This window comes from Falsihalocynthiibacter sp. CO-5D18 (assembly GCF_041205445.1).
In the GTDB taxonomy this organism is placed as follows: domain Bacteria; phylum Pseudomonadota; class Alphaproteobacteria; order Rhodobacterales; family Rhodobacteraceae; genus Falsihalocynthiibacter; species Falsihalocynthiibacter arcticus.
On sequence record NZ_JBGFCF010000018.1, the window covers coordinates 18,862 to 44,995 of the forward strand.

The window sequence follows — 26,134 nt, forward strand, 5'->3', positions numbered from 1 at the left end:
ATTTATGACGTCCACCATTCATGTAAAGAACCCGTTTTTGACTGACCCATTGGGAGTTGTTTTTGCCCGAACTGCATTTCCAATTATCCTCGTGATGGTCATCAACGGATCCTTTGCCACGATTGATGCGTATTTTCTCGGGCGATATGTTGGGGCCGAAGCTCTAACGGCTGTCACGTTGATGTTTCCGATTTTCATGTTTGTTGTTGCTCTTTCAACTCTTGTGGCAGCAGGTTTTTCCAGCGTTTTAGCGCGCCAATTGGGCGCCGGTGACACGTTCGAAGCTGGTCGCAGTTACGTGCAGGCCTCGCTCCTCACAACGTTGTTTTGCGTGTTATTAGTCTCTATTTTTCAAGCATTCGGTCGGGATTTGGTCGCTTGGGCTGCGAATGGTTCTGCGGAGCTAGCACGCCATGGGTACACGTATATTTCCCTCTCGATCTATTGGTCACCCTTGGTGTTTTTCCTGTCAATCAATACGGATTCCTTACGGGCAGAGGGGCGTATGGCGGCGATGGCGTTGATTTCTGTCCTGTCCGCACTGCTCAATATTCTGTTCGATTACATCTTTGTTGCAGAGCTTGAGATGGGCGTCGCGGGGTCTGCATGGGGATCAATTGTGGCTCAAATGCTGGCGATTGCCGCGATTTTCGCCTATCGAGCGAAGGTCGGCTGGAGTTTTGAAGTTTCGCGCCAAAGCTTTACTCCCTCCCCCCAATTATGGCGCACGTTTCTGGCTTTGGGTGCGCCAGCAAGCCTCGGTTATATCGGCTTTGCGCTTAGTGCTGGAATCACGATTCTCCTGCTGCAAATTTGGTCCGTCGATTACCAAGCCATCGCGGGTGCGTATGGTATTTCGACACGGGTCATGACGTTTGTGTTTATGCCAATCTTGGGATTGTCGTTTGCGACCCAGACGATTGTAGGAAATAATTTCGGGGCCGGGAAGCCGGAACGTGCGCGGGCCGCTCTGCGTGTGTCGATGATCTGTGCGGGGGTCTATTGCGCAGGGTTTCAGGCGTGTTTGTATCTGTTTCGCTCGGAAATCGGTGGAATATTCGTGACTGATGCCGCAACAGTTCACGAGTTTGCACGCATTCTGCCGTTCGCAACGCTCACGCTTTTTCTTTTCGGGCCACAGATGATGGTGGGAATGTATTTTCAAGCCATCGGGGACGCTCGGCGGGCCGCACTGCTCAACCTTTCGCGCACGTATATTTTCGGGATTCCGCTATTGGTTCTCATGCCGAGCTTGGTTGGGGAAATTGGGATTTGGATATCTGGCGCTGTTGCCGAGGTTTTTGTCCTTCTGTTGACGCTCGTGGTTTTAAAGCGAACAGGGGTGTTAAAAGGCTCTAATACGGCGAAATTCGCATAAAAAATGGCGCCCGATCACTCGGACGCCGAATTCTTATTGTCACACAGTTTAGCTTAAACGCGGACGAGTTTTTCGTAGCTTTCCGAAATATCACGTGCAAGTGCACCGACTTCGAAATTGTAGGCGCCAATTTGCCCCACGGGCGTTACTTCCGCCGCAGTACCAGTGAGCCAGCATTGCTCAAAGCCTTCGAGCTCTTCCACATTGATGTGCCGCTCATGAACCTTGATGCCTTTTTCGCCCAGCATTGTGATGACTGTTTGGCGAGTCAATCCATTGAGGAAGCAGTCGGGCAAAGGGGTATGAACTTCGCCGTCTTTGACAAAGAAAAGATTGGCGCCGGTCGCTTCGGCAACATAGCCGCGGTAATCGAACATCATCGCATCGGAGCAGCCTTTGGCTTCGGCGGCGTGTTTTGACATTGTGCAGATCATATAAAGGCCGGCTGCTTTTGCGAAGCAAGGGATCGTTTCCGGGCTTGGACGCTTCCATTTGGAGATGTCCAGTTTCGCACCTTTATATTTTGCGTCACCGTAGTAGTTGCCCCATTCCCACGTCGCGATTGCAAGGCGGACAGGATTGCGCGCGGAGGCGACACCCATATCCGGACCTGCGCCGCGCCATGCGATCGCGCGCACATATGCGTCAGTGAGGCCGTTGGCTTTCATCGTTTCGTATTTTGCGGTTTCGATTTCTTCAACGGTAAAGGGAATTTCGAAATCGATATATTCAGCGGATTTGCGCAGGCGAACCGAGTGATCCATGCTGCGGAAAATCTTGCCGTTATAGGCACGCTCGCCCTCGAATACGGAGGACGCGTAATGCAAACCATGGGTCAAAAGGTGGACTTTTGCGTCGCGCCATTCGACAAGTTTTCCGTCCATCCAGATCTTTCCGTCGCGGTCATCATATCCAGTGGTCATTTGGTCTCTCCTCGAATTTTGCCGTGCTGCGCGGCTGATTTTTCATAAGTTGCGCAAGTAATGACCGTTTCGGACATATTATTGCGTAAAAACTGATCTTTGCTACTATTTGATTCTTGGAAAGTCAACAAGGCTGACATAAAATCGAACTGAATAGCATTCGCAAGGAGATCGATATGGCCGATGGTTCGACAGCTCAAGGCGGAGAAAGCCTTTTGTTTCTGACAGATGAGCATTTGCGCAAAGGGATTGAAGCGATGTTCTTTGCCTATCGTGGATTTACGGCTGATCCGGATCGGATTTTGGCGAACTATGCGTACGGTCGCGCGCACCATCGTGCGGTTCATTTCATTCATCGAAGTCCGGGGACCACAGTAAATAATCTGTTACTGGTTCTTGGGGTCACGAAACAGTCTCTAAATCGTGTCTTGCGGACTTTGATCGAAGACGGTTTGGTTGAAAGCCGCATAGGAAAGAAAGATAAGCGGGAACGGCATTTGTTTCTGACCGAAAGCGGTGAGGTTCTCGAAGCCGATCTTTCCGATGCACAACGTGCCCGTATGCGGACGGCGTTTCGCGCAGCGGGGCCCGAGGCCGTATCGGGGTTTCGGCAAGTTTTGGAAGCAATGATGGACCCAGACCAGCGGCGCCAGTATAAGAATTTCAAGGAGAGCGGTTCATGAGCGATGCAAACGAAGCCCACCTATTAATTGTCGATGACGATGAGCGCATCCGAGGTCTGCTTCAAAAGTTTCTCATTCGGAACGGTTTTTGGGTGACAGCTGCGAGGGACGCCGTGCATGCGCGTCGCATCTTATCCGGGCTTGAGTTTGATTTAATCGTGTTGGATGTCATGATGCCGGGCGAGGACGGGATCAGCCTGACGCGCAGTTTGCGCGAAACGATTACCACGCCGATCTTGCTCCTGACCGCTAAAGGCGAGACAGAAGACCGGATTGCAGGGCTTGAGGCCGGAGCGGATGATTATCTTGCCAAACCGTTTGAGCCCAAAGAGCTACTCTTGCGGATTAATGCGATTTTGAGGCGGATCCCTGCGGCGATTGATGCGCAAAATGGGCCGAAGGTAATTACCTTGGGTGCGCTGCGATACGACGTGAGTCGTGCGGAATTGGCGCGAGGCGATGCCCCAATCCGGCTAACGGCAACCGAGAGTGCATTGATGAAAATTTTCACCGCCAACATGGGCGAGGCGCTTTCGCGAGGGCAGCTTGTTGAGGACCTTGGACGCGACAAGGGGCAGGCGCAAGAACGCGCCGTAGATGTGCAAATAACCCGTCTGCGTCGCAAAATTGAGGCCGATCCCAAGCAGCCGCGCTATCTTCAAACCGTTCGTGGCGCCGGCTATATGCTGGGAAGCGATTGACCTTCTAAAACGGGAGTTCGTTTTGACGACTGCTCTTCTCACCCATGCCGATTGCCTTCTGCACGAAACGCCTCAGGGTCACCCCGAACAAATCGCACGTTTGGAGCGGGTTCTTGAGGCGCTTTCGGATGCAAAATTCGAGCCTATTCTGCGTAAAAAGGCCCCTTTGGTTGCGGATGATGATTTGCTCAGGGTGCATCCGAAATCGCATATCATGGATATTCGGGATTCAGCGCCCGATGCTGGTATCGCCCAAATTGAGGGTGATACATATATGTCGGCAGGCTCGGTTGCCGCCGCGTATCGCGCCGCAGGCGCCTGTGTGCGGGCCGTTGATTTGGTTCTGTCGGGCGAGGTTCAAAATGCTTTCGCCGCCGTGCGTCCGCCCGGTCATCACGCGGAACGCGAAACGCCAATGGGGTTTTGCCTATTTGGTTCAGTTGCTGTTGCAGCCAAATATGCGGTGGACGTTCATGGGCTCAAGCGTGTCGCGATTATCGATTTTGATGTGCACCACGGAAATGGCACCCAAGACCTCATAGAGGGGGATTCGCGCATTGCCTTTGCCTCGTCCCATCAGATGCCATTATTCCCCGGAACAGGGTCGGCCGATGAAACGGGTTCCGCGAACAATGTGATGAACGTCCCCCTTGCGGAAGGGTCTGGCGGGGTCGAAATGCGCAAGGTCTATTCCGAGGAAATCCTCCCGTATGTGGCTCTATTTCGCCCTGAATTGATCCTTGTCTCCGCAGGTTTCGACGCGCATCGCGCCGATCCGTTGGCAGGTCTCAATTGGGAAACCGATGATTTTAGATGGCTCACGGAAAAGATTTGCGATTTGGCGGACCAAACCTGTGCGGGACGGGTGGTCTCGTCTCTCGAAGGCGGGTATGATTTGGAAGCGTTGGCCGAAGCGACGGCCACGCATGTGGAAATTTTGATGGAGCGCGGCGCATGAGCGACACCCCAGTGAGCGAAATGAGTTTTGAACAGGCGATGGCCGAGCTTGAAGCAGTGGTTGGACAATTGGACAACGGCCAAGTGGCGTTGGACGAGTCGATCAAGCTGTATGAGCGCGGTGCCAAACTCAAAGAACACTGTGACGCTAAGCTTAAAGAAGCTGAAGAAAAAGTCGCCGCCATTAAGTTGGGCGAGGGCGGTGTCCCGATTGGTACGACGCCGGTTGAAGGTCTCTAACAAATGTTTGAAAACGCTTTGGCGCAGGCCGCAGACGAGGTTTCGGCCTGTCTTACCCAAACGCTTGCGCGATACCCCAACGTCCCGTTGACCGACGCAATGCGTTACGCGGTGACGGGTGGAAAGCGGCTTCGGGCGTTTTTGGTGATCGAAGGTGCACGGTTATACGGTGTCTATCCACGGCAATCTATTTGGGCCGCCGCGGCAGTGGAGTCACTGCACGCATACTCGCTGGTGCACGATGATTTGCCTTGCATGGACAACGATGATTTGCGCCGTGGCCTGCCCACCGTCCACGTGAAATGGGACGAGGCGACCGCCGTTTTGGTCGGCGATGCCTTACAGACCCTCGCGTTTGATTTGCTTGCTCGCAAGGAATGCGCGCCCAAGGCTTCGACGCGGATTGAGCTGATCCAAACAATGGCGCGGGCCTCTGGTGGGCAAGGGATGGTGCTGGGGCAAATGCAAGACATAGCATCAGAAACGGCTCTAACGCCGCTGAACTTGGACCAAATTACCGAGCTTCAGGCAAATAAAACCGGCGCGCTTATTCAGTGGTCCGCTATGGCGGGGCCGATCCTCGCGGGGCAGGATGTGGGGCCTCTGCGTCACTATGCCAATGCGCTCGGCCTTGCGTTTCAAATCGCAGATGACATCATGGATGTTGAAGGCGACGCGCAAAAAGCTGGGAAACGCCTGAACAAAGACACCGAGGCCGGAAAGGCAACGTTTGTCTCGCTTTTGGGGATGGATGAGGCGAAAAAACGCGCATCTGACCTGATTGACGAGGCCGAATCCGCCCTTGCACCCTTCGGCGACAATGCACAGAACTTGCGCGAAGCCGCGCGTTTCGTTATTGCACGCGAAAGTTAAGCCCGTAGGAGGGCCGCATGAGCCAAAGACCAGTCACGCCTATTCTTGATCGCATTTCGGCCCCCGCCGACATGAAAGCCCTCAGTGACCCTGAGCTGACTCAACTTGCGAACGAGTTGCGCGCAGAGACGATCTCAGCTGTTTCCGTCACAGGAGGCCATCTTGGGGCGGGTCTGGGCGTTGTTGAACTAACAACCGCGATCCATGCCGTTTTCGATACGCCTAAGGACCGTTTGATCTGGGACGTGGGTCACCAGTGTTACCCTCATAAAATTCTCACGGGTCGCCGTGATCGCATTCGGACTTTGCGCCAAAAAGGCGGTCTGTCGGGCTTCACTAAGCGCAGCGAAAGCCCGTACGATCCCTTCGGTGCGGCGCATTCAAGCACGTCGATTTCGGCAGCGTTGGGATTTGCTGTGGCGCGCGATTTGGGCGGCGCCCCTGAGCACGGCATCGGCGACGCAATCGCGGTAATTGGCGATGGGTCCATGAGCGCGGGCATGGCCTATGAGGCCATGAACAATGCGGGTCACTTGAAAAAACGCATGTTCGTCATTTTGAACGATAATGAAATGTCGATTGCGCCCCCCGTTGGTGCGATGTCGAGCTACTTAAGCTCCCTTTACGCGGGCGCACCGTTTCAAGAATTGAAAGCGGCTGCGCGTGGGGCGGTGAGCCTGTTGCCGCATCCCTTCCAAGAAGGGGCCAAACGCGCCAAGGAAATGGTCAAACACATGACCGTAGGCGGCACGCTTTTTGAGGAACTTGGCTTTTCCTATGTCGGTCCAATTGATGGCCATGACATGGACGCGCTATTGGCGGTTTTACGGACAGTGAAATCCCGTGCGACGGGGCCGATGCTCATTCACGTGCTGACGAAAAAAGGCAAAGGGTACGCCCCTGCCGAAAGCGCCCGCGACAAGGGGCATGCGACTGCGAAATTCGACGTTTTGACGGGCGAGCAGAAAAAAGCGCCGTCAAATGCCCCAAGTTATACCAATGTTTTTGCGAAGGCATTGCTCGCCGAGGCTGCAAAAGACGACAAAATCGCAGCAGTGACGGCCGCGATGCCGGACGGTACAGGCCTAAACCTCTTCGCCGAACGCTATCCTAGCCGTTGTTTTGATGTCGGAATTGCCGAGCAACATGGCGTTACCTTTGCCGCCGCCCTTGCTGCCGGTGGGATAAAACCCTTCTGTGCGATTTATTCCACCTTCCTGCAACGCGGCTATGATCAGGTGGTTCATGACGTGGCAATCCAGCGCCTTCCGGTCCGGTTCGCGATTGATCGCGCGGGCCTAGTTGGGGCTGATGGCGCGACCCACGCTGGTAGCTTTGACATTGCCTTTTTGGCCAACCTTCCCGATTTTGTCGTGATGGCGGCCGCCGATGAGGCCGAACTTGTGCATATGGTTGCAACTGCCGCCAGCATCAATGACCGCCCCAGTGCCTTCCGCTTTCCACGCGGCGAAGGCGTGGGCGTTGACCTTCCCGAACGGGGTATTCCGCTTGAAATCGGTAAGGGGCGCATGATCCAAGAAGGCGCACGGGTTGCGATCCTTTCGTTTGGGACACGTCTGTCAGAAGTCGAAAAAGCCGCAGAGAAACTTGCCGCGCGGGGTATCACCCCAACGATTGCTGATGCGCGCTTTGCGAAACCGTTGGATCGCGAATTGATCCTTCGCCTCGCACGCGACCACGAAGCGCTAATCACAATCGAAGAGGGGGCAATCGGTGGTTTTGGAAGCCATGTGGCTCAATTGCTGGCCGAAGAGGGCGTTTTTGACACGGGACTTAAGTTCCGGTCAATGGTGCTGCCGGACACGTTTATCGACCATGCAAATCCAGTTGATATGTATGCGGATGCGGCGATGAACAGCGAGCATATTGAAGCAAAAGTTCTGGATGTGCTGGGCGTGGCACAGATTTCAAGTCAACGTGCTTAATCTTCCTCTAATAAGGCGCTTAGGCCCGATTGATAGTCGGGAAACAACAGATTTACGCCTAATTCGTCTCTGATTTTGTCGTTTCGAACCCGTTTTGACTCTGCATAAAAGCTTCGCGCCATCGGTGACATTTCTGCGGTATCAAAATCAATTGCGGGTGGGATTGGCGCGCCAAGAAGTTCGGCGGCAAAGCCGATCACGTCCTCGGGCGGCGCAGGGAAATCATCACAGACGTTATAAATTGCCCCCGGATTGGGGTGCGCCACGCTTGCCGCCAAAACTTGCGCAATGTCCGCGACATGGGTCCGCGAAAAGACCTGATTTTTCTTGATAATTCTGCGTGCCGTTCCATTGCGGACTTTCGCAAAGGGTCCGCGTCCGGGGCCGTAAATCCCTGCAAGGCGAAATATATGAAGTGGCAGTCCCGTTGATTTTGCCAGTTTTTGCCACTGAGATTCTGCCAAGACGCGCATTTCGCCGCGTTTAGTTGAGGGGGTGAGGGGGGTAGCCTCGTCAACCCAACCGCCGTCATGGTTGCCATAAACGCCCGTTGTCGAAAGATACCCAACCCATTCAAGGTGCGGTGCAGCGCGGGCGATTTCATCGCCAAGTGCATTGAGGACAACGTCACCATTCTCATCCGGCGCAATCGACACTAACACGTGCGTTGCAGTTTCTAATGCGAGGGAAATCGACGTTCCCGGCCATGCTATGGTCTGGTTGCCACCCGCACGACTTGTGCCTGTGATTTGCCATAGATCAGGGTCTAATAGGGCACCAAATGCCTGTGCGCTGTAGCCGTGGCCGAAGGATAAGAGGTGTTTTTTCATCGGGATAGGATGCGAAATCTCGCTTCGGGCCGCAAGCGAGAAACGCCATTGTCGCATTTTCTTCACTTGCACATACCCGAAATCTAGGAACAAATGACCTATGGAAAATAGCCCCCTTAAAACTTGGCCCGAAAGTGCAGCCCGACTGGTTGCTGTCGCGGCCGGAAGAGAAGCCGCAGACCTCGTCATTCGCAATGGCAAATGGGTCAATGTTCACACGCGCGAAGTGCTTGAAGGTTATGATTTAGCCATCGCGGACGGGCGCTTTGCCTATTGTGGGCCTGACGCGCAACATTGCATTGGTCCAGACACGGAGATCATTGACGCCGACGGCGCGTTTATGATCCCCGGTCTGTGCGACGCGCATATGCACATCGAGAGCGGCATGTTGACGCCCGCAGAATTTACCCGTGCCGTTGTGCCCCATGGCACGACGTCGATGTTCACGGATCCCCATGAAATCGCCAATGTCCTTGGGCTTGAGGGCGTGCGTTTGATGCATGACGAGGCTCTATTGCAGCCCATAAATGTGTTTACCCAGATGCCAAGCTGTGCGCCTTCGGCACCGGGGTTGGAGACGACGGGTTTTGAAATTACGCCAGAGGATGTGGTTGAGGCGATGAACTGGCCCGGAATTATCGGCCTTGGCGAGATGATGAACTTCCCCGGTGTGGTCAATGGTGATCCCAAAATGTTGGCCGAAATCGCTGCCACCCAGAATGCGAATAAAACGGTTGGTGGCCATTATGCCAGCCCCGATTTAGGCCCTGCCTTTCATGCCTATGCGGCGGGTGGTCCAGCGGATGATCACGAGGGAACCTGTGAGGCCGACGCGATTGCGCGGGTGCGGCAAGGGATGCGCCACATGATGCGGCTTGGCTCTGCTTGGTATGACGTTGAAAGCCAAATTACTGCCGTGACCGAAAAGGGTCTTGATCCGCGCAGCTTTATTCTATGCACCGATGATTGCCATTCAGGGACGTTGGTAAATGAGGGCCACATGAATCGTGTGGTGCGCCACGCGATTGCCTGCGGATGTGACCCTGTAATTGCGCTGCAAATGGCGACGATTAACACGGCAACGCATTTCGGTTTGGAGCGTGAACTAGGCTCTATTGCACCCGGACGGCGGGCCGATGTGATCCTCACGAGCGATTTGACAACTCTGCCGATTGACCGCGTGATTGCGCGTGGCGTGACCGTGGCACAGGCTGGAGAGATCAAGGTCGATTGCCCCCATCTTGAGTGGCCCGCCCATGCGCGGCAAACTATGAACCTTGGTCGTGACCGTGTCGCCGAAGATTTTGAAATCAAGGCTCCCGAAGGGGCAAATGCAGTGACTGTTAAAGTCATCGGCGTGGTTGAAAATCAAGCACCGACAAAGGCTCTAACAAGGGATCTTTTGGTGGTTGATGGCTTGATCGAAGGGGATCAAGCACAAGACGTTTGCCAGATTGCTTTGGTCGAACGTCATTTGGGCACCGGCGGCGTGACCAATGCCTTTGTTTCGGGTTTCCAATATCAAGGCCGCATGGCTATTGCTTCGACTGTTGCGCATGATAGCCACCATATGATTGTCGTTGGAACGGACCGCGCAAATATGGCCGCAGCTGCAAACCGATTGGGCGAAGTTGGTGGCGGCGTGACTGTTTTTCAGGACGGTAAGGAGCTGGCTTTGGTCGAACTTCCGATTGCTGGGCTTATGTCGGATTTACCTGCCAAAGTCGTGGCGGCGAAGGCTGACAAATTGGTCGAAGCGATGTTGGACTGTGGTTGCACCCTGAACAATGCGTATATGCAGCATTCCTTGCTGGCGTTGGTTGTGATCCCCGAGTTACGGATCAGCGACCTTGGCCTTGTGGATGTAACAAAATTCGAACTGACCGATTTGATTGAGGATAAAGAATGAGAACCGAAGACTTAAATTTACCAGTCCACACACCACCGACAGCTCGGCCCGAAAACTTTGACTCGGCGGAGGCAGCGGTCGCACGTCTTACAGAACTCTACCAAGAAGCCTCCAGCTTTTTGTGCGAAAAATTTAGCTCTAAAGTTTTGGGCCCGCGCCCCGATGCAAAATACCGCGCCTTTTACCCGGAGATTAGAATCACAACGACCAGTTTTGCGCTTTCCGACAGCCGTTTGTCCTTTGGCTATGTCGCCGAACCTGGAACCTATGCCGCGACAATCACGCGACCGGATTTGTTCAAAGGCTATCTGACTGAGCAAATCGGACTGCTCCTCCGCAACCACAACGTGCCTGTATCTGTGGGTATCTCGACGACTCCGATGCCGGTGCATTTTGCCGTCGCCAATGATGAGGATGTGACAGTACCCCAAGATGGTGCGATGAGATTCCCCCTGCGCGATGTGTTTGACGTTCCCAATTTGGCTACAACAAACGACGATATCGTCAACGGGTTCAACACGGTTTCGAGTGATGGCACGGGCCCCTTGGCCCCCTTTACCGCGCAACGTGTCGATTATTCATTGGCGCGCCTTCAACACTATACCGCAACTCGGGCCGAGCATTTCCAGAACTTCGTCTTGTTTACCAACTATCAGTTCTATGTTGAGGAATTTGAGGCCTATGCCCGCAAGGTCTTGGCCGACAAGTCCTCTGGGTACACTTCCTTTGTGTCCACGGGCAATGTTGTGATTACTGATCCGCACACGCCGATCATCCCGCCCGAAAAGTCCCCACAGATGCCGACCTACCACCTGAAACGCAAAGATGGTTCGGGCATTACTTTGGTCAATATCGGCGTCGGGCCGAGTAATGCTAAAACTGCCACCGATCATATCGCGGTGCTGCGTCCTCATGCGTGGCTCATGGTGGGACATTGCGCGGGGCTTCGGAATTCGCAGAGCCTTGGCGACTTCGTTCTCGCGCACGGATATCTACGCGAAGATCACGTTTTGGACGATGATCTTCCACCTTGGGTGCCGATTCCCGCCCTCGCCGAAATTCAAATCGCCCTTGAGGATGCGGTCGAATCTGTGACCCAACTAAAGGGGTATGATTTGAAGCGGATTATGCGGACAGGAACGGTCGCCACGATCGACAACCGGAATTGGGAATTGCGCGACCAATCCGGTCCTGTTCAACGGCTCTCACAGTCTCGCGCTGTGGCGCTGGATATGGAAAGTGCGACCATTGCGGCCAACGGTTTTCGCTTCCGTGTCCCCTATGGAACGCTGCTCTGTGTCTCGGATAAACCCCTCCACGGTGAACTCAAACTCCCCGGTATGGCGAGCGATTTTTACAAGACTCAGGTGGCCAGACATCTCCAAATCGGGATACAGGCCATGGAGAGTCTGCGCTCGCAACCTTTGGAGAAAATCCATTCTCGCAAGCTCAGAAGCTTCGATGAAACGGCATTTTTGTAAATTACCGTCGTTTTTTTGAAAAAAACTTAGAAAAAAGTGTCTTTTTTCGACACTAATCGTTGTGTAGTTCAACAATATTCAGTTAAATGCCGACGATGAGGCCCAATATCAAGGGCAGAACAAGGAGACCATAAAATGGCAAAACCAATGACCAAGACCCAACTTGTAGCTGCACTCGCAGAGGAAATGGGCTCAGACAAAAAATCCGCAGGCGGCGCACTTGATGCCGTAATCGCGATTATTACACGCGAAGTTTCTGCTGGTGGTTCCGTGACACTTCCAGGCGTTGGCAAAATCTATTGCCGCGAGCGTCCTGAGCGTACAGTTCGCAACCCAGCAACTGGCGAGCAAATTCAAAAAGAAGCTGATAAAGTTGTCAAAATGACAATTGCAAAAGCGCTTAAAGATAGCGTGAACGGCTAAGCTGTTTTAAACGGATGTGCTGCCCTTGTGGCGGCGCAGAAATTGTTTAGGGTCGCCTTTTTGGCGGCCCTTTTCTATTGGCTTCACGAAATTTCCAAAAAGGGGACGCAGATGGACTTTCGGTCTTTGTTGATGGGGCTTGTTTTTGCCTTCGCATGGAGTTCCGCCTTTACATCGGCGCGGATCATTGTTGCCGACGCGCCGCCCTTGGCCTCCCTCTCGTTTCGGTTTTTCATCTCGGGAATCTTGGGTGTTTTGATCGCCCGCGCGATGGGGCAAACGTGGCACCTCACCCGCACACAATGGAAATCGACATTTGTTTTCGGTCTCTGCCAAAATGCGCTCTACCTCGGGCTGTTCTTTATGGCGATGCAGCGCATTGAGGCCTCGTTTGCGTCGATCATTGCCTCGACAATGCCGCTTCTTGTGGCCTTCGCAGGTTGGGTATTTCTGTCTGAACGCCTCCCCAAACAGGCGGTGGTGGGTCTCGCCGCGGGCTTTGTCGGCACATTCCTGATTCTCGGAACGCGTTTAAGTGGTGGCGTTGATCTGATCGGAGTCGCCTATTGTATCGTTGGTGTGCTCGGCCTTACGATCGCCACGCTCTCGATGCGCGGCGCGTCATCGGGCGGCAATGTGATGATGATCGTGGGCTTGCAAATGTTTGTCGGAGCGATTGTTTTGGCGATTGCCTCCGTTGTGATTGGCGAAGACATGTCGGTGAATTTCTCGCCTAAACTGATTGCCGCGTTTTCCTATACTGTTCTTGTGCCGGGCCTGATGGCCACGGTCATTTGGTTCAAACTGGTGGATCGCATTGGCATGACCCGCGCGGCTACATTCCACTTTCTCAATCCGTTCCTAGGGGCGGCGGTGGCGGCCGTTATGCTGGGCGAAACTTTGGGCATGTGGGACATCATCGGCGTGGTGATAATTTCTCTTGGCATTCTTGCGGTTCAACTCGCGCGCCAAAAACCAATCTAACGAAGCTTCACAAACGCGCGACCCTTACCGCGCGCGCCTGACAGGGCGTTTGAAACCTGCTAGCTCCGAAATATGGAATTAGTTTTTGGATATCTGGCGGGACTTCTAACGTTGATCAACCCCTGCGTTTTGCCGGTATTGCCGATTGTCTTGGCGACGGCCCTTCAGGCGAGTCCACGCGGCCCGCTGGCCCTTGCTGCGGGCATGTCGCTGACCTTTGTTATCCTTGGCGTGGCGCTTTCCACCATCGGTCTTGCGGTGGGGATATTGCCAGAGGATGTCGCCCGTATCGGCGCGGTGTTGATGGTGGTCTTTGGCATAGTTCTACTGGTGCCCAAGCTCGGCGATAAATTCAGCCGCGCGACATCCGGCCTTTCACAGAAAGCAGATCAAAACATTGACGGCTTAAATCGCGAGTCGCTTTGGGGACAGTTCTGGGGCGGGGCACTGTTGGGCGCGGTCTGGAGTCCCTGTGTTGGACCCACCTTGGGCGGCGCGATTGCGCTTGCCACCCAAGGAGAGAGCCTCGTTTGGGCCACGCTGATTATGGTGAGTTTTGCCCTCGGAGTCTCGACAGTGATCCTGTTATTGGCCTATGGCGCGCGCGCGACTTTGCTCAAGCGGCAGGCTCTAATGCGCCGAATTGCGGCAAAGTCGCGCGTCATTATGGGGATCACGTTTATCCTCGTGGGCACTGCAATCTACTTTCAACTTCACATCATTCTCGAGCGCTGGGCGTTGCAAAACCTTCCCGCGTGGCTCGTTGATTTTTCCGTTTCAATCTAGGAGGTCCCAATGGACAGACGACATTTTCTTGCCTTCACTGCCGCCTTGGCAACGCTTCCCCTAAGCGCCCAAGCGAATTCTGGTTCGGTGGCTTATACGCCCGGATTGGTCGACAAAGCCCTCGCCGAAGGGAAAACTGTTTTCATCGATTTCGCCACGGATTGGTGCACCACCTGCGCGGCGCAGAACCGCGTAATTCAAAAGTTACGAGCGGAAAATCCGGCCTATGATGCGGGTCTATTGTTCGTGTATTTTGATTGGGATCAATATTCAAAAGACGAATTAGCTCGTCGCCTGAAAATTCCACGCCGGTCTGTTTTGGTTGTGCTAAAAGGCGACGCAGAAATTGGCCGCGTCACCCTTGGCACCAGCGAGGAAGAAATCAAAGCTCTGTTGGATGCGGGAATCGCAACCTAGCCGATCTTCCCTTGGTTCGTGCCGACTTGCCCACGGTGAAGCAAAAAATGGTCCAAAATCACGCAGGCCATCATTGCTTCGCCCACGGGAACGGCGCGAATGCCGACACAGGGGTCGTGGCGGCCTTTGGTGATAATTTCGGTATCTTCGCCTGCTTTAGACACTGTTTTGCGGGTCGTGAGGATCGAGGATGTTGGTTTGACCGCAAAGCGCACCACGAGGTCTTGGCCTGTGCTAATCCCGCCCAGAATGCCGCCCGCGTGGTTTGAAGTATATTCCGGTCCGTTCGAACCCATACGAATTTCGTCGGCGTTTTCTTCGCCCGTCAGTACTGCAGCATGCATGCCCTCGCCAATTTCAACGCCTTTTACCGCGTTAATACTCATCATCGCTGCGGCCAAATCAGTGTCTAACTTGGCATAAACCGGCGCGCCGAGGCCTGCGGGCGCGCCCTGCGCCACAACCTCAACAATCGCTCCGACGGAACTTCCAGATTTGCGTAACCCGTCCAAGTAGGCGGCCCAGTCCTTGGCCGATATCGCGTCGGGTGTCCAAAAGGGGTTTTGATCGATTTGATCCCAGTCAAAATTTTCGCGGTCAATGGAATGCGGTCCCATTTGCACCATGAAACCCTTGATCTTGAGGTCGGGTAAAAGCGTAGCAAGAACCGCGCGCGCAATCCCGCCTGCGGCTACACGTGCCGCCGTTTCGCGAGCCGAGCTGCGCCCGCCGCCACGATGATCGCGAATGCCGTATTTTTGATAATAGGTAATGTCCGCATGACCGGGGCGGAATTTCTCGACAATATCGCCGTAATCTTTGCTGCGTTGATCGGTGTTTTCGATCATCAATTGAATGGGCGTGCCAGTGGTTTTCCCCTCAAAAACACCCGAGAGAATCCGAACTTCATCTGCTTCGCGCCGCTGGGTCGTGTATTTATTCTGACCGGGTTTGCGCAGGTCGAGCCATTTTTGCAGCATCGCCTCGTTGATTTCTACATTGGGCGGGCAGCCGTCAACCGTCGCCCCAAGGGCGGGTCCGTGGCTTTCACCCCAAGTTGTGACGCGAAAGAGGTGTCCAAAACTGTTCATCGACATATGCGGCTCCTTTGCTCTGATCTGTACATGTCCCCTGCGTTTGGCTCAAGTGGATATGCCTTGCACCCCTGCAATCAGATCAATAGATGTGGTCCTACCTCGGGGGGCCTTAGCGGCTGAGATACGAAAGTGGACCCGTTGAACCTGAACCGATTAAGATCGGCGGAGGGAAGGTCTGGGATTCTCCCCCTTCATCCGCCCGTCGCATGATGGAGAATACGAATGAAATATTCCATGATTGCAGCGGGTATCATTTTGGCCAGCGCGGCCACGGCGGATACCCAAGAGCTGACAGTTTATACCTACGATAGTTTTGTGTCTGATTGGGGGCCGGGTCCGGCGATCGAGACGGCGTTTGAAGCGCAATGTGAGTGCGATTTGAAGCTCGTGGGCGCGGGCGATGGCGCGGCCCTTTTGGCACGCGTTCGTCTTGAAGGCGTGCGCACAAAAGCTGACATTGTCCTTGGATTAGACACGAATTTGACGGCGGCTGCGGCGGAAACGGGTCTCTTTGCGTTGCACGGGCAAGAGGGCGTCGCGTTTGACTTACCAATCGAGTGGGAAGACACAATGTTCATCCCCTATGATTGGGGCTATTTCGCGTTTATCTATGACAATACAAAGATCTCCACCCCTCCTGCAAACTTTAAAGAGCTGGCAGCAAGCGATCTGAAAATCGTTATCCAAGACCCGCGCAGTTCCACACCGGGCCTTGGTCTTTTGATGTGGGTGAAAGCGGCCTATGGCGACGAAGCCCCCGCCATTTGGGAAGCGCTTTCGGACAATATCATCACCGTGACCAAAGGCTGGTCCGAGGCCTATGGCATGTTCCTTGAGGGCGAAGCCGATATGGTTTTGTCCTATACAACCAGCCCCGCCTATCATTTGATCGCGGAAGAGGACGCCAGCAAAAGTGCCGCGCCTTTTGGAGAGGGGCACTATTTGCAAGTGGAGGTCGCGGCCAAGGTTGCGCATACTGATCACTCCGATTTGGCCGATGAATTTTTGGCGTTTATGGTGAGCGATGCGTTTCAGTCAATCATTCCGACAACCAATTGGATGTACCCCGCGGTGACGCCGGATGACGGTTTGCCTGAGGGGTTTGAAACTTTGACCATCCCAACAGAGGCGCTGCTTTTTGCAGCGGGGGATGCGCAGGCTGAACGGGACGGAGCGCTTGAGGAATGGCGTCTCTCTCTGTCAAAATAAAGCGCCAACGCGGCATAGGGTTCTGGGTGGGGGCGGCGGTGGCTGCTCTCATTCTACTCTTGTGCTTTGGCACCGTTGGCATTGTCGCGTGGCGCGCAGAAGCCGGCAGCACGATTAACGAGGCAGACATTTCCGCTCTGACATTTACGGTCAAACAGGCGCTTCTCTCCGCGTTTTTTAGCGTGATTTTGGCAATCCCCGTAGCGCGGGCGTTGGCGCGGCGGTCGTTCTTTGGGCGGCGGGTGTTGATCACCTTACTTGGCGCGCCTTTCGTGCTTCCAGTTATTGTTGCTGTTCTTGGGTTGCTGGCAGTTTTTGGGCGCTCGGGAATTGTGAGTTGGCTTCTGGGGCAATTCGGAATCGCACCGATTCATATTTTCGGTTTGCACGGCGTGGTTCTTGCGCATGTGTTCTTTAATCTGCCGCTTGCTGTGCGTCTGATCCTGCAAGGGTGGTTGGCGATCCCGTCGGAACAATTTCGCCTCGCGGCGTCCCTTGGATGTAATGCGCGAGATCGTAGACGACTCCTTGAATATCCAATGCTCGCAGAGGTTGTTCCTGGGGCCTTCGCGATTATCTTTCTCATCTGCACAACGAGTTTCGCGGTCGCGCTTGCTATCGGGGGCGGGCCAAAATCAACGACGCTTGAACTCGCGATTTATCATGCTTTCCGCTTTGATTTCGACCTGAGCAAAGCCGCGCTTCTGGCGCTTTTGCAAGTTGCTCTGTCGGGCTGCGCGGCTCTCTTGGCTTGGCGTTTGGCGCGGGCTGCATCTGTGGGCGGGGGATTTGATCGCGTGGTGAATCACTATGCGACAGGGGGGGCGCATGTGGGGGATAGTGTCTGGCTTTTGTTGACATCTCTCTTTTTGGGGCTGCCGCTGGCGATGATTGTGATTGACGGGGTTCCGAGGTTTTTTTCGCTGCCGCTTTCGGTATGGCAAGCTGCGGGGCGTTCTCTTTTGGTGTCGATGGCGACCACGGGTCTGACCGTTTTGTTTGGGCTTTCTTTGGCGTTTTGGGTGACGCGTTTGCGGGGGAATGCGCGTGGCTTGGGGGAGGCTATTGGCTATCTGACGGTTGCGGTTTCGCCACTGGTTATGGGGGCGGGATTGTTCATTGTGATCTTTGAATTTGCGAGTCCGCAGGAGTGGGCGTTGCCGATTACGGCACTGGTGAATTCGATCGTTGCGTTGCCGTTTGCGATGCGGGTTTTCTTGCCTGCGGTCGAGGCCTGTGACGCGCGATTTGGGGCTTTGGCACAGAGTCTTGACCTCAAGGGATTTGCACGTTTTCGTTTGCTGGAAGCGCCGCGTTTGGCGCGTCCGATTGGCTTTGTCGCAGGGCTGGCCGCAGCGCTTTCGATGGGGGATTTGGGCGTTGTCGCGCTGTTTGCCGACCCTGCGCGTGCTACATTGCCGTTGGCACTTTATGATTTGATGGGGGCCTACCGAATGGCCGATGCGGCGGGGGCTGCGCTGTTGTTGATGCTACTTTCACTGGGTGTTTTTTATCTGTTTGACCGAGGAGGGCGCACCGATGCTCCGCTTTGACAATGTGACCCTAATGCAGGGAAATTTCGTCCTAAAGGCCGATTTTGAGATCGAAAATGGCGATCATGTTGCGGTGATCGGGCCTTCTGGTGCGGGGAAGTCGACGCTAATTTCTGCGGTCGCTGGTTTCCTTGCGCCAACGACGGGAAAGATCTTTTGGCAGGGGCAGGATTTGGCCTCATTAGGGCCGGGTGCGCGGCCCATGAGTATCTTGTTTCAGGATAACAACCTGTTTCCGCATCTCACCGTTGCCCAGAACGTGGGGCTTGGGCTTCGGCCCGATTTGCGGCTGTCCAAGGAAGAGGGTGCGCGAGTTGTAGAGGCGTTGGAACAAGTAGGGTTGGAGGCGAAAGCCGAGAGCAAACCGGCGGAACTTTCGGGGGGGCAAATGGCGCGTGTGGCGATCGCGCGGATGGTGCTGCGGGCCCGTCCCTTGATGCTTTTGGATGAGCCGTTTTCGGCGCTTGGACCCGCGCTTAAACGCGAGATGTTGCAGCTTGTGAGTGACGTTGCCAACGACACGGGCGCGACGCTTTTGATGATCACCCACGACCCCGAAGATGCCCGTCGGATCGCGCAGAAAACCGTGCTGGTGGCGGGGGGCAATGCGTTGCCACCGATGGACACGCAGGACGCGTTGGATGATCCGCCCGCGGAGCTTGCTGCCTATCTTGGGGTCTAGATTTTAAAAAAAGCGCCCTTCGAAAAGGACGCTTTTTAAACTTTTTAAACTTTGAAACAGCCTAGTGTTTGCGTTTGAAGGGTGCCCAAATCTTTTTGTTCACCAGATACAGAAGCACGGACAGAAGCAAAAGCATCAGCACGGCGACGAAGCCAGCCTGCTTGCGGGCCATCATTTTTGGCTCTGCTGTCCACATCAAGAAGGCCGCAACATCTTCGGCTTCGTGGTGGATTTCGTTGCTGTGACCGTCGTCGAAATCAACATCTTCTCCGGCAAGGGGCGGCGCCATAGCGATCCAGCCACCAGGGAAGGCGGTGTTTTCGTAGAACGTCGATCCGGCTTCTTCTTTTTCTTCACCTGTGTAGCTGGTGAGGAGAGCGGCGATGTATTCTGGTCCGCCAATGCCTTGAATAAGCTGGTTGATCCCTGTGCCATATGGACCGTGGAACGCGGCGCGTTTTTTGGCCATGAGCGAGAGATCAGGGGCGTTTTCAAGACCCGAAGCGGGGAAGTGATCGGAGGGTTTGGCTTCGCGGAAGTCATCCAACTCAGGGTCGAACACTTCGAACTGAGAGGAATAAGCCCGAACTTGATCTTCGGGAAGTTCAGGTCCGCCTGCGTCCCCTAGGGTGCGCAAAGGGACATATTGCAAGCCGTGGCAGGCCGAACAAACTTCAGTGTAAACCTTGAGGCCCCGTTGAAGTTGGTTTTGGTCATATTTGCCAAAGGGCCCTTCGAAGGAGAAATCCGCATCATGGATGCTGGCTTCGTCGCCCGACGCGAAAGCCGAGCCTGCTGTCAAAATGACAGCAGTCAGGGCGGAAAGGGTGAGTTTCTTGATCATTGTTCTCTGATCCTTTCTCACTTCGCCGCGGATGCGTCGGACGCATCTTTGGGATAGTGGGCGTTGAAATCGTCTTCGATGGTGTCGGGCAATGGGAGCGGTTTCTCGATCACGCCAAGGAGCGGCAGGATGATGAGGAAATACGCGAACCAATATGTGGCACCGATGAGCGAGATCCAATCGTGCGGGAACTCGGTATCGCGGGCACCAACCCACATCAGGACCATGAAGTCGAGCGCGAGGAGGGCGAACCACCACTTGAACATCGGGCGATATTTGCCGGAGCGCACGCTGGATGTATCGAGCCAAGGGGCCAGAGCCATCACAAAAATCGCGCCGAACATTGCGATAACACCAAAGAACTTCGCGTCAACAATGCCGCCTGTGAGGGCAGAGGTCAGTTGAACAGCCCAAACATCCGCCGTGAAGGCCCGCAGGATCGCGTAGAAGGGCAGGTAGTACCATTCAGGAACGATGTGCGCAGGTGTCACAAGGGGGTTTGCAGGGATGTAGTTGTCTGGGTGGCCGAGGTAGTTTGGCATGAAGCCAACAACCGCAAAGAACACAGTTAGGACAACGGCGAGAGCAAAGAAGTCTTTGATCACGAAGTAGGGCCAGAAGGGAAGCGTATCTGCTTCAGCTTCTTTTTTGGAACCGCGTCGAACTTCAACACCTGTCGGGTTGTTGTTGCCAGTCGTGTGGAACGCCCAGATGTGAACAATGACAAGGCCAGCAATCACGAAGGGGAGCAAGAAGTGCAGCGAGAAGAAGCGGTTCAGCGTTGCATTGTCAACCGCAGGCCCGCCAAGGAGCCATGTTTGCAAGGCTTCGCCCACGAAGGGGATCGCACCAAACAGGCCGGTGATAACAGTCGCACCCCAGAAGGACATTTGGCCCCAAGGAAGAACGTAGCCAAGGAAACCCGTCGCCATCATCATCAGATAGATGAGCATGCCGATGATCCATGTGATCTCGCGTGGGGATTTGTATGAACCGTAGTAAAGGCCACGGAAGATATGCAAATACACAGCGATAAAGAAGAGCGACGCGCCGTTTGCGTGGATGTAACGCAGCATATGGCCGCCGTTCACGTTGCGCATGATGTGCTCAACGCTTGAGAAAGCGAGGTCAACGTGGGGCGTGTAGTGCATTGCCAAAATGATGCCGGTGATGATTTGCAGCACCAGACAGAAGGCCAAAACGATGCCCCAGATCCACATCCAGTTCAGGTTTTTGGGTGTGGGGATCATGATGGTGCCGTAAAGCAAGCCAACGATTGGCAGACGTTCGTCTAGCCATTTTTCAAAGCCCGTCTTGGGCTCGTAATGATCGTGCGGAATTCCTGACATTACGTTTTCCCTATCCGAGTTGAATTGTTGTTTCGTCCGCGAAGACAGCGATTGGAACCGGAAGGTTCTCGGGGGCTGGACCTTTGCGGATGCGACCGGCTGTATCGTAGTGGCTGCCGTGACATGGGCAGAACCAGCCGTCAAAATCACCTGCGCCGTCGCCCAAAGGCACACAGCCAAGGTGCGTACAAACGCCCATCATCACGAGCCATGCGCCGGCTTCGTCCAAGGTGCGGTTCGCGTCATCTGCGTTATTCAGATCCGAGAGGGGGCCGACATCAAGGATGTTGGCGTTGCGTGCGTGGTTATCCACAAGATCGGCCGTATCGCCTGCACGCCCTTCTTCGATTTCAGTCTCGGTACGGTGCCGGATGAAAACGGGCTTGCCGCGCCATTTTACTGTCAGCTGCGTACCAACTTCGACCTCTGAAATATCAACACGAATTGAGGCTAGGGCTTGGACATCTGCGCTGGGATTCATCTGATTGACTAGCGGCCAGACGGCGGCACCAGTCGCAACTGCTGCTGTACCTGCTGTCGCATAGTACAGGAAATCCCGGCGTGTGCCTTCGTGATCTTCTGCGTGGGACACGAGTATCTCTCCATTTTTTAGCTTAGGTAGCTAGAAACGTTCGTCGCCCGCATATGCGCGGGAGGCTTAAAACGGTGTTTAGCGGCCCAATTCGTTCCCGTCTAGCGGTCAATCTGGCGCAGATTGAGAGATAAATGTGGATTGTGGGGTTTTCGCCGCGAAAATCGTACCTATTTAGGGGGAATCGTTGCCGTCATTGAGTCGCGGGCGGCGAATCCTGCATACCAATCGTCCAAAAGGGGGGCCGATTGACGCCATCCTCGGTCGTCGTGGCGAAAATCGACATAGCCAAGCGCACAGGCGACGGCGATCTGCCCCATTGAGATTGGACCTTCGAGGTTTGCAATCCACCGCGCCTCAAGGGCGGCAATGGCGTTCGCGATTTTGTGCCACTGGGCCTCGATATAGTCGTGGAATTGTTTGTCGACGGGGCGGAGGCGCGTTTCATAGACCATCAAAATGGCTGCGTCCAAAATTCCGTCTGCGGTGGCCTCAAGGGTCAAAATATCCCAACGCGAATTGTCGTTGCCATAAAGGCCGCTCTTGGCGCGGGCATCCAGATACTGACAAATCACACGGCTATCGTACAGGGTTGCGCCGTCTGGCCGTGCAAGGGCGGGGACTTTGCTGAGCGGATTTTGCGCGGCGAATCCTTTGGCCGGGGCGAGGGGCGTTCCATGCGTCGGGACCAGTTGCACGTCATTAAGTCGCCCAGTTTCATGCAGCAGGACCATAACTTTGCGAACGTAGGGCGAGGTCGGACTATAAAAAAGTTCCATGTAAAATTCCTTTGAATATTAGTCGTTGGAGCCGAGCATCAGCGCCGCAAGGGTATTGGTTTCATGCCCCAAGTTATGGGCCTTGGTCATTTTTGCCGCCGCGTGTCGCGCACCAGTGGGTTTATTTTGCCCGAGTTTCCATGTCCCGTCGATGTTTTCGATGGTCATTCGGCAGGGGACAATCATTCGCATCATCTTTTCAAGGGGGTCGGGCGACATTTTATCTGCCTTCCACGGCGTTTTGGGGAGCAGGCGGGCTTCGTTTGCAGCGGAGAGGCGATCAAGGTGGGCGCGTAGCTCTGTCGCTTCTAACTTTTCGAGTGTGCCACGCAGGTGGACGGATATATAGTTCCACGTGGGAACTTGTTCGTCGATCTCGTACCAATCGGGGGAGATGTAACTGTCTGGTCCCGCGACGGAAACCACAGCCTGTGCGGGATTAGAAAGCGCGCGGGCGATGGGATTGGAGCGCACCAGATGCATCTCGACGGTTTTACCATCGTCGGAAATTAAAAACGGGATATGCGCCAATAAGGGGCCGTCTTCGCCATTGATCGCAAGGGTGCCAAACCCGCGCTCACGGGCGAACCCGAGGTTTTGCTCAAGGCTGGCGTCGTGGAAAATGGGATTCGGGTGCATTCTGCGTCCTTTGTCGATTTTGGGCCAGTGTCACCTCAAAATACAGTCGGTCGCAAGTTGGATTTACGCAGAGCCGGTTTATGGGAAGTCGATACCCGCCGTATCTGGCATCCAAACGGGGTGTTTCACCATAATATGGGCAAAGCGGGGCGAGGCCAGAAATGTTTCTAGCCAGCGGATCAAATCGGGCCAAGGCTGTGCGTCAAACCACGCGCGATCCACATTGGCGAATTGGCGCACGAAGGTGACAATGCCCATGTCGGCGAGTGTCGGGTGGTCGCCCAGAAGATATGGGGACTGGGTCAATCGCGTGTTTAGGTCCTGCAGGAACAGCGCGGCCTTTGTGCGCTCTTCGGTGGAATCAACGCCCTCATAGCGGGTGGCGTATTTGTAGCGATCCAGCGCGGTTTTGAAAGGTCCGTCCGAGCGCTCAATTAGGGCGAGGGCCTCCGCTTTGCCGTCGAGCCAGCCCTCGGGATCGTTTTGCGACAAGGCCCAGAGCATAATGTCGAGGCTCTCGTCGACCACGCCGTTTGGCAGAATCAAAACCGGTACCGTCCCTTTGGGAGAGGCCTCAAGCATGGCTTCTGGCTTGTCTCGCAACAGGATTTCGCGGAGCTCGCAGGGGATTTGCGCGGAGGCAAGGGCGAGGCGGGCGCGCATGGCATAGGGGCAGCGGCGAAAGGAATAGAGGAGGGGTTTCATGCGGTGAGTTGGGTGCCCGATACGCCAAGGATCGTCGCCTGAACGATTTGGCCCTCGATTTGCGGGGCGTCAAAATGCACTTCGGTGAATTGTTCGGTGCGACCCATATGGGGGTTTTCGAGCAGAATAGAGTGGGTCTTGCCGATTTGCGCCGCGAGGTGCAGGGCGACCCGTTCGTCGCCAGCTTTGCGAAGACGGGCGGCGCGGGATTTGATTGCATTGCCATCGACGGCAGGCATCAGCGCGGCTGGGGTGCCAACGCGTGCGGAGTAGGGGAAGACGTGGAGCCACGTTAGATCGCAGTCCGTCACCATTTTAAGGGAGTTAGCAAACATCTCCTCGGTCTCGGTGGGGAAGCCCGCGATGATATCGGCGCCGAAGGTCATTTCCGGCCGCAGACGTTTGGCTTCTTCGCAAAAGGCAATCGCATCGTCGCGCAGATGGCGGCGCTTCATGCGTTTGAGAATCATGTCGTCGCCCGCCTGCAAGCTGAGGTGCAGATGCGGCATCAGGCGCGGTTCTGTCGCTATGGCCTGCATGAGGTTGTCATCCACTTCGATGGAATCAATCGAGCTGATCCGAAGGCGCGGCAGGTCGGGGATCAATGTCAGAATCCGCATCACCAAATCACCAAGTTTCGGCGTGGCGGGAAGATCGGCGCCCCAACTGGTAAGGTCAACGCCCGTAAGCACCACCTCGTTGTAGCCCTTTTGCACGAGGCGTTTGATTTGGTCGATCACAACACCTGCAGGCACCGAGCGCGAATTTCCGCGACCATAGGGGATGATGCAGAAGGTGCAGCGATGATCACAGCCGTTTTGGACCTGAACATAGGCGCGGCTGCGGGTGCCGAATCCGTCGATCAAATGGCCCGCGGTTTCGGTGACGGCCATGATGTCGTTGACCTGTACGGATTCGGTTTGGCCGATAAAATCGGGGGCCATCGACGCCCATGTCTCGGCCTGCATTTTTTCGGTATTGCCGATCACGATGTCGACTTCGGGCATGGCGGTAAAGGTGGCGGGTTCGGTTTGCGCTGCACAACCCGTGACGATCAATTTCGCGTCTGGGTTTTCGCGGCGTAGCTTGCGGATTTCTTGGCGTGCCTTGCGCACTGCTTCCGCCGTAACTGCACAGGTGTTAATGATGACCGCGTTTTGCACGCCTGCGGCCTCAGAGAGTTCCTTCATCGCCTCGGTTTCATAGGCGTTGAGGCGACAGCCAAGGGTGGTGAATTTTGGCGTGATGAAATTTGGGATACTCATTTGACAGTTTCCAAAAACGAGCGGTTTAGGCTGGCGTCAAAGACATGCATGGTCGCGCCCGTCATCCAGACACCATCGTCGCGCCAGTCAATTTGGAGTTCGCCACCGTCGAGCACAACATCCACGCGTCGCCCCGTAAGTCCACGCCGGGCGGCGGCGACCGCACTCGCGCAGCTGCTTGAGCCAGACGCCATCGTGATGCCCACGCCACGTTCCCAGACCCGCATACGAATGCGATCAGGTGCAAGAAGCGAGATGAACTGCACGTTGGTACGCTCGGGGAAAAGGGGGTGCTGCTCAAACTTCGCGCCGAGAGTTTCCAGATCAATGGCGTCCGCGTCCTCAACGATAAAGGTGCAATGTGGATTGCCCATGCCCGTGGCGGTGGGATTGCCGTCAATGGGGAGGCTTAATGTATCAATATTTTCCGCGATCGGCACGTCGTTCCAGTTTAGGAGTGGCGCGCCCATGTTGATCCGCGTGAGGCCATTGCCCGCGTCTTCGCCCAAAAGCACACCGCGCTCGGTGCGCAGAGTCACGTGTGATGTGCCAGATTCGGCCATCAAATGTCGGGCAATACAGCGTGTGGCATTCCCGCAGGCCCCTGCAGTGGACCCATCAGCGTTATAAAACACCAACTCAACGTCCGAATCTTTGCTGTCGAGGATTTCAGCCAATTGATCGAATCCCACACCAAGGTGCCGATGCCCCAATGCACGCGCCAAAGCAGGCGTCACAACGGGTGCGCGCCCACGAGAATCGATCACCACGAAATCATTGCCCAGCCCGTGCATTTTCATGAAAGGAAGGGAATCCATTGGAAAAGCCTGTGTCATAAGGGCGATATAGACCCCCTGAAAAAGATTTACCAGCAATCCGACGGAAAAGT

27 protein-coding genes and 1 riboswitch are annotated in these 26,134 nt (G+C 54.9%); of the genes, 16 read left to right on the forward strand and 11 right to left on the reverse strand.

Features of this window, described 5'->3' with window-relative positions:
* Window positions 1-4: 4 nt before the first annotated feature.
* The gene (locus AB9F27_RS19115; protein WP_335586130.1) at window positions 5-1,378 is read left to right on the forward strand and encodes an MATE family efflux transporter; all 1,374 of its coding nucleotides are present in this window, start codon (window positions 5-7) and stop codon (window positions 1,376-1,378) included.
* 53 nt (window positions 1,379-1,431) lie between these two features.
* Here the strand turns inward: AB9F27_RS19115 and AB9F27_RS19120 are convergent, their stop codons facing one another.
* Window positions 1,432-2,301 carry a branched-chain amino acid aminotransferase gene (locus AB9F27_RS19120; RefSeq protein WP_335586131.1) on the reverse strand — a complete coding sequence of 290 codons (870 nt, stop codon included), beginning with the start codon at window positions 2,299-2,301 and terminating at the stop codon, window positions 1,432-1,434.
* Between the two features lie 176 nt (window positions 2,302-2,477).
* On the opposite strand from AB9F27_RS19120, the gene AB9F27_RS19125 reads away from it, so the two are divergent.
* The 6 genes from AB9F27_RS19125 to dxs are packed head-to-tail and all read left to right on the forward strand — an operon-like array spanning window position 2,478 to window position 7,701.
* Complete coding sequence (locus tag AB9F27_RS19125; protein ID WP_039003244.1) at window positions 2,478-2,984, forward strand: MarR family winged helix-turn-helix transcriptional regulator; 507 nt, start codon at window positions 2,478-2,480, stop codon at window positions 2,982-2,984.
* Window positions 2,981-3,685, forward strand: coding sequence for a response regulator (locus AB9F27_RS19130; RefSeq protein ID WP_335586133.1), 705 nt, complete (start codon window positions 2,981-2,983; stop codon window positions 3,683-3,685). The genes AB9F27_RS19125 and AB9F27_RS19130 overlap by 4 nt, the downstream gene beginning before the upstream one ends.
* Window positions 3,686-3,707: 22 nt before the next feature.
* Window positions 3,708-4,643 carry a histone deacetylase family protein gene (locus AB9F27_RS19135; protein ID WP_335586134.1) on the forward strand — a complete coding sequence of 312 codons (936 nt, stop codon included), beginning with the start codon at window positions 3,708-3,710 and terminating at the stop codon, window positions 4,641-4,643.
* Window positions 4,640-4,882 (forward strand): exodeoxyribonuclease VII small subunit, encoded by a 243-nt coding sequence (locus AB9F27_RS19140; protein WP_335586135.1) that lies wholly within the window; start codon window positions 4,640-4,642, stop codon window positions 4,880-4,882. The genes AB9F27_RS19135 and AB9F27_RS19140 overlap by 4 nt, the downstream gene beginning before the upstream one ends.
* A 3-nt stretch (window positions 4,883-4,885) precedes the next feature.
* Entirely contained in the window at window positions 4,886-5,755 is an 870-nt protein-coding gene (locus AB9F27_RS19145; RefSeq protein ID WP_335586136.1) for a polyprenyl synthetase family protein, read from the forward strand.
* Window positions 5,756-5,772: 17 nt separating this feature from the next.
* Window positions 5,773-7,701 (forward strand): 1-deoxy-D-xylulose-5-phosphate synthase, encoded by a 1,929-nt coding sequence (dxs, locus tag AB9F27_RS19150; RefSeq protein WP_335586137.1) that lies wholly within the window; start codon window positions 5,773-5,775, stop codon window positions 7,699-7,701.
* On the opposite strand, the gene AB9F27_RS19155 is transcribed toward dxs, so the two are convergent.
* A complete protein-coding gene (locus AB9F27_RS19155) occupies window positions 7,698-8,531 on the reverse strand; it encodes an SDR family oxidoreductase (RefSeq protein WP_335586157.1) in 834 nt (277 codons plus the stop codon). The two genes, dxs and AB9F27_RS19155, sit on opposite strands and share 4 nt — an antisense overlap.
* A gap of 100 nt (window positions 8,532-8,631) precedes the next feature.
* On the opposite strand from AB9F27_RS19155, the gene ade reads away from it, so the two are divergent.
* The 6 genes from ade to AB9F27_RS19185 all read left to right on the forward strand — a co-directional run bounded on the left by ade (window position 8,632) and on the right by AB9F27_RS19185 (window position 14,531).
* Window positions 8,632-10,440, forward strand: coding sequence for an adenine deaminase (gene ade / locus AB9F27_RS19160; protein ID WP_335586138.1), 1,809 nt, complete (start codon window positions 8,632-8,634; stop codon window positions 10,438-10,440).
* Entirely contained in the window at window positions 10,437-11,921 is a 1,485-nt protein-coding gene (locus AB9F27_RS19165) for an AMP nucleosidase (protein ID WP_039003237.1), read from the forward strand. The genes ade and AB9F27_RS19165 overlap by 4 nt, the downstream gene beginning before the upstream one ends.
* Window positions 11,922-12,056: 135 nt before the next feature.
* Complete coding sequence (locus AB9F27_RS19170) at window positions 12,057-12,344, forward strand: HU family DNA-binding protein (RefSeq protein WP_039003236.1); 288 nt, start codon at window positions 12,057-12,059, stop codon at window positions 12,342-12,344.
* A 111-nt stretch (window positions 12,345-12,455) separates the two neighbouring features.
* Window positions 12,456-13,328 carry a DMT family transporter gene (locus tag AB9F27_RS19175; protein ID WP_335586139.1) on the forward strand — a complete coding sequence of 291 codons (873 nt, stop codon included), beginning with the start codon at window positions 12,456-12,458 and terminating at the stop codon, window positions 13,326-13,328.
* 72 nt (window positions 13,329-13,400) lie between these two features.
* Window positions 13,401-14,114 carry a cytochrome c biogenesis CcdA family protein gene (locus AB9F27_RS19180; protein WP_335586140.1) on the forward strand — a complete coding sequence of 238 codons (714 nt, stop codon included), beginning with the start codon at window positions 13,401-13,403 and terminating at the stop codon, window positions 14,112-14,114.
* A 9-nt stretch (window positions 14,115-14,123) separates the two neighbouring features.
* Entirely contained in the window at window positions 14,124-14,531 is a 408-nt protein-coding gene (locus tag AB9F27_RS19185) for a thioredoxin family protein (RefSeq protein WP_335586141.1), read from the forward strand.
* On the opposite strand, the gene aroC is transcribed toward AB9F27_RS19185, so the two are convergent.
* On the reverse strand, window positions 14,528-15,628 hold the full coding sequence (aroC, locus tag AB9F27_RS19190; protein WP_335586142.1) for a chorismate synthase: 1,101 nt from the start codon (window positions 15,626-15,628) through the stop codon (window positions 14,528-14,530). The genes AB9F27_RS19185 and aroC overlap by 4 nt on opposite strands.
* A gap of 90 nt (window positions 15,629-15,718) precedes the next feature.
* Window positions 15,719-15,816: riboswitch (TPP riboswitch) on the forward strand.
* A gap of 34 nt (window positions 15,817-15,850) precedes the next feature.
* Here aroC and thiB point away from each other — a divergent pair.
* Genes thiB through AB9F27_RS19205 form a run of 3 tightly spaced genes read left to right on the forward strand, consistent with a single transcriptional unit; the run spans window position 15,851 to window position 19,072 of the window.
* Window positions 15,851-16,837 (forward strand): thiamine ABC transporter substrate binding subunit, encoded by a 987-nt coding sequence (thiB, locus tag AB9F27_RS19195; RefSeq protein ID WP_335586143.1) that lies wholly within the window; start codon window positions 15,851-15,853, stop codon window positions 16,835-16,837.
* Window positions 16,813-18,390, forward strand: coding sequence for a thiamine/thiamine pyrophosphate ABC transporter permease ThiP (locus AB9F27_RS19200; RefSeq protein ID WP_335586144.1), 1,578 nt, complete (start codon window positions 16,813-16,815; stop codon window positions 18,388-18,390). Before thiB ends, AB9F27_RS19200 begins: the two co-directional genes overlap by 25 nt.
* Window positions 18,377-19,072 carry an ATP-binding cassette domain-containing protein gene (locus AB9F27_RS19205; RefSeq protein WP_335586145.1) on the forward strand — a complete coding sequence of 232 codons (696 nt, stop codon included), beginning with the start codon at window positions 18,377-18,379 and terminating at the stop codon, window positions 19,070-19,072. The genes AB9F27_RS19200 and AB9F27_RS19205 overlap by 14 nt, the downstream gene beginning before the upstream one ends.
* A 61-nt stretch (window positions 19,073-19,133) precedes the next feature.
* Here AB9F27_RS19205 and AB9F27_RS19210 read toward each other — a convergent pair whose 3' ends face one another.
* The 8 genes from AB9F27_RS19210 to dapF form a co-directional block, all read right to left on the reverse strand.
* On the reverse strand, window positions 19,134-19,916 hold the full coding sequence (locus AB9F27_RS19210; protein WP_335586146.1) for a cytochrome c1: 783 nt from the start codon (window positions 19,914-19,916) through the stop codon (window positions 19,134-19,136).
* 17 nt (window positions 19,917-19,933) lie between these two features.
* Window positions 19,934-21,265, reverse strand: a complete 1,332-nt coding sequence (petB, locus tag AB9F27_RS19215; protein WP_335586147.1) for a cytochrome b — start codon at window positions 21,263-21,265, stop codon at window positions 19,934-19,936.
* Window positions 21,266-21,275: 10 nt separating this feature from the next.
* Window positions 21,276-21,857 carry a ubiquinol-cytochrome c reductase iron-sulfur subunit gene (gene petA / locus AB9F27_RS19220; RefSeq protein ID WP_335586148.1) on the reverse strand — a complete coding sequence of 194 codons (582 nt, stop codon included), beginning with the start codon at window positions 21,855-21,857 and terminating at the stop codon, window positions 21,276-21,278.
* Between the two features lie 170 nt (window positions 21,858-22,027).
* On the reverse strand, window positions 22,028-22,636 hold the full coding sequence (locus AB9F27_RS19225) for a glutathione S-transferase (RefSeq protein ID WP_335586149.1): 609 nt from the start codon (window positions 22,634-22,636) through the stop codon (window positions 22,028-22,030).
* Window positions 22,637-22,654: 18 nt separating this feature from the next.
* Window positions 22,655-23,275, reverse strand: a complete 621-nt coding sequence (locus tag AB9F27_RS19230; protein WP_335586150.1) for an FMN-binding negative transcriptional regulator — start codon at window positions 23,273-23,275, stop codon at window positions 22,655-22,657.
* Window positions 23,276-23,353: 78 nt separating this feature from the next.
* Window positions 23,354-23,980, reverse strand: a complete 627-nt coding sequence (locus AB9F27_RS19235) for a glutathione S-transferase (RefSeq protein ID WP_335586151.1) — start codon at window positions 23,978-23,980, stop codon at window positions 23,354-23,356.
* Window positions 23,977-25,245, reverse strand: coding sequence for a tRNA (N(6)-L-threonylcarbamoyladenosine(37)-C(2))-methylthiotransferase MtaB (gene mtaB / locus AB9F27_RS19240; RefSeq protein WP_335586152.1), 1,269 nt, complete (start codon window positions 25,243-25,245; stop codon window positions 23,977-23,979). Before mtaB ends, AB9F27_RS19235 begins: the two co-directional genes overlap by 4 nt.
* Window positions 25,242-26,063, reverse strand: a complete 822-nt coding sequence (gene dapF / locus AB9F27_RS19245) for a diaminopimelate epimerase (protein ID WP_369758019.1) — start codon at window positions 26,061-26,063, stop codon at window positions 25,242-25,244. Before dapF ends, mtaB begins: the two co-directional genes overlap by 4 nt.
* Window positions 26,064-26,134 lie beyond the last annotated feature (71 nt).

Bases quoted from the DNA above. Each gene is read 5' to 3' on its own strand.
- AB9F27_RS19115 (WP_335586130.1), top strand. From the start codon at position 5: ATGACGTCCACCATTCATGTAAAGAACCCGTTTTTGACTGACCCATTG.
- AB9F27_RS19120 (WP_335586131.1), bottom strand. From the start codon at position 2,301: ATGACCACTGGATATGATGACCGCGACGGAAAGATCTGGATGGACGGA.
- AB9F27_RS19125 (WP_039003244.1), top strand. From the start codon at position 2,478: ATGGCCGATGGTTCGACAGCTCAAGGCGGAGAAAGCCTTTTGTTTCTG.
- AB9F27_RS19130 (WP_335586133.1), top strand. From the start codon at position 2,981: ATGAGCGATGCAAACGAAGCCCACCTATTAATTGTCGATGACGATGAG.
- AB9F27_RS19140 (WP_335586135.1), top strand. From the start codon at position 4,640: ATGAGCGACACCCCAGTGAGCGAAATGAGTTTTGAACAGGCGATGGCC.
- AB9F27_RS19145 (WP_335586136.1), top strand. From the start codon at position 4,886: ATGTTTGAAAACGCTTTGGCGCAGGCCGCAGACGAGGTTTCGGCCTGT.
- dxs (WP_335586137.1), top strand. From the start codon at position 5,773: ATGAGCCAAAGACCAGTCACGCCTATTCTTGATCGCATTTCGGCCCCC.
- AB9F27_RS19155 (WP_335586157.1), bottom strand. From the start codon at position 8,531: ATGAAAAAACACCTCTTATCCTTCGGCCACGGCTACAGCGCACAGGCA.
- ade (WP_335586138.1), top strand. From the start codon at position 8,632: ATGGAAAATAGCCCCCTTAAAACTTGGCCCGAAAGTGCAGCCCGACTG.
- AB9F27_RS19165 (WP_039003237.1), top strand. From the start codon at position 10,437: ATGAGAACCGAAGACTTAAATTTACCAGTCCACACACCACCGACAGCT.
- AB9F27_RS19170 (WP_039003236.1), top strand. From the start codon at position 12,057: ATGGCAAAACCAATGACCAAGACCCAACTTGTAGCTGCACTCGCAGAG.
- AB9F27_RS19175 (WP_335586139.1), top strand. From the start codon at position 12,456: ATGGACTTTCGGTCTTTGTTGATGGGGCTTGTTTTTGCCTTCGCATGG.
- AB9F27_RS19180 (WP_335586140.1), top strand. From the start codon at position 13,401: ATGGAATTAGTTTTTGGATATCTGGCGGGACTTCTAACGTTGATCAAC.
- AB9F27_RS19185 (WP_335586141.1), top strand. From the start codon at position 14,124: ATGGACAGACGACATTTTCTTGCCTTCACTGCCGCCTTGGCAACGCTT.
- aroC (WP_335586142.1), bottom strand. From the start codon at position 15,628: ATGTCGATGAACAGTTTTGGACACCTCTTTCGCGTCACAACTTGGGGT.
- thiB (WP_335586143.1), top strand. From the start codon at position 15,851: ATGAAATATTCCATGATTGCAGCGGGTATCATTTTGGCCAGCGCGGCC.
- AB9F27_RS19200 (WP_335586144.1), top strand. From the start codon at position 16,813: ATGGCGTCTCTCTCTGTCAAAATAAAGCGCCAACGCGGCATAGGGTTC.
- AB9F27_RS19205 (WP_335586145.1), top strand. From the start codon at position 18,377: ATGCTCCGCTTTGACAATGTGACCCTAATGCAGGGAAATTTCGTCCTA.
- AB9F27_RS19210 (WP_335586146.1), bottom strand. From the start codon at position 19,916: ATGATCAAGAAACTCACCCTTTCCGCCCTGACTGCTGTCATTTTGACA.
- petB (WP_335586147.1), bottom strand. From the start codon at position 21,265: ATGTCAGGAATTCCGCACGATCATTACGAGCCCAAGACGGGCTTTGAA.
- AB9F27_RS19225 (WP_335586149.1), bottom strand. From the start codon at position 22,636: ATGGAACTTTTTTATAGTCCGACCTCGCCCTACGTTCGCAAAGTTATG.
- AB9F27_RS19230 (WP_335586150.1), bottom strand. From the start codon at position 23,275: ATGCACCCGAATCCCATTTTCCACGACGCCAGCCTTGAGCAAAACCTC.
- AB9F27_RS19235 (WP_335586151.1), bottom strand. From the start codon at position 23,980: ATGAAACCCCTCCTCTATTCCTTTCGCCGCTGCCCCTATGCCATGCGC.
- mtaB (WP_335586152.1), bottom strand. From the start codon at position 25,245: ATGAGTATCCCAAATTTCATCACGCCAAAATTCACCACCCTTGGCTGT.
- dapF (WP_369758019.1), bottom strand. From the start codon at position 26,063: ATGGATTCCCTTCCTTTCATGAAAATGCACGGGCTGGGCAATGATTTC.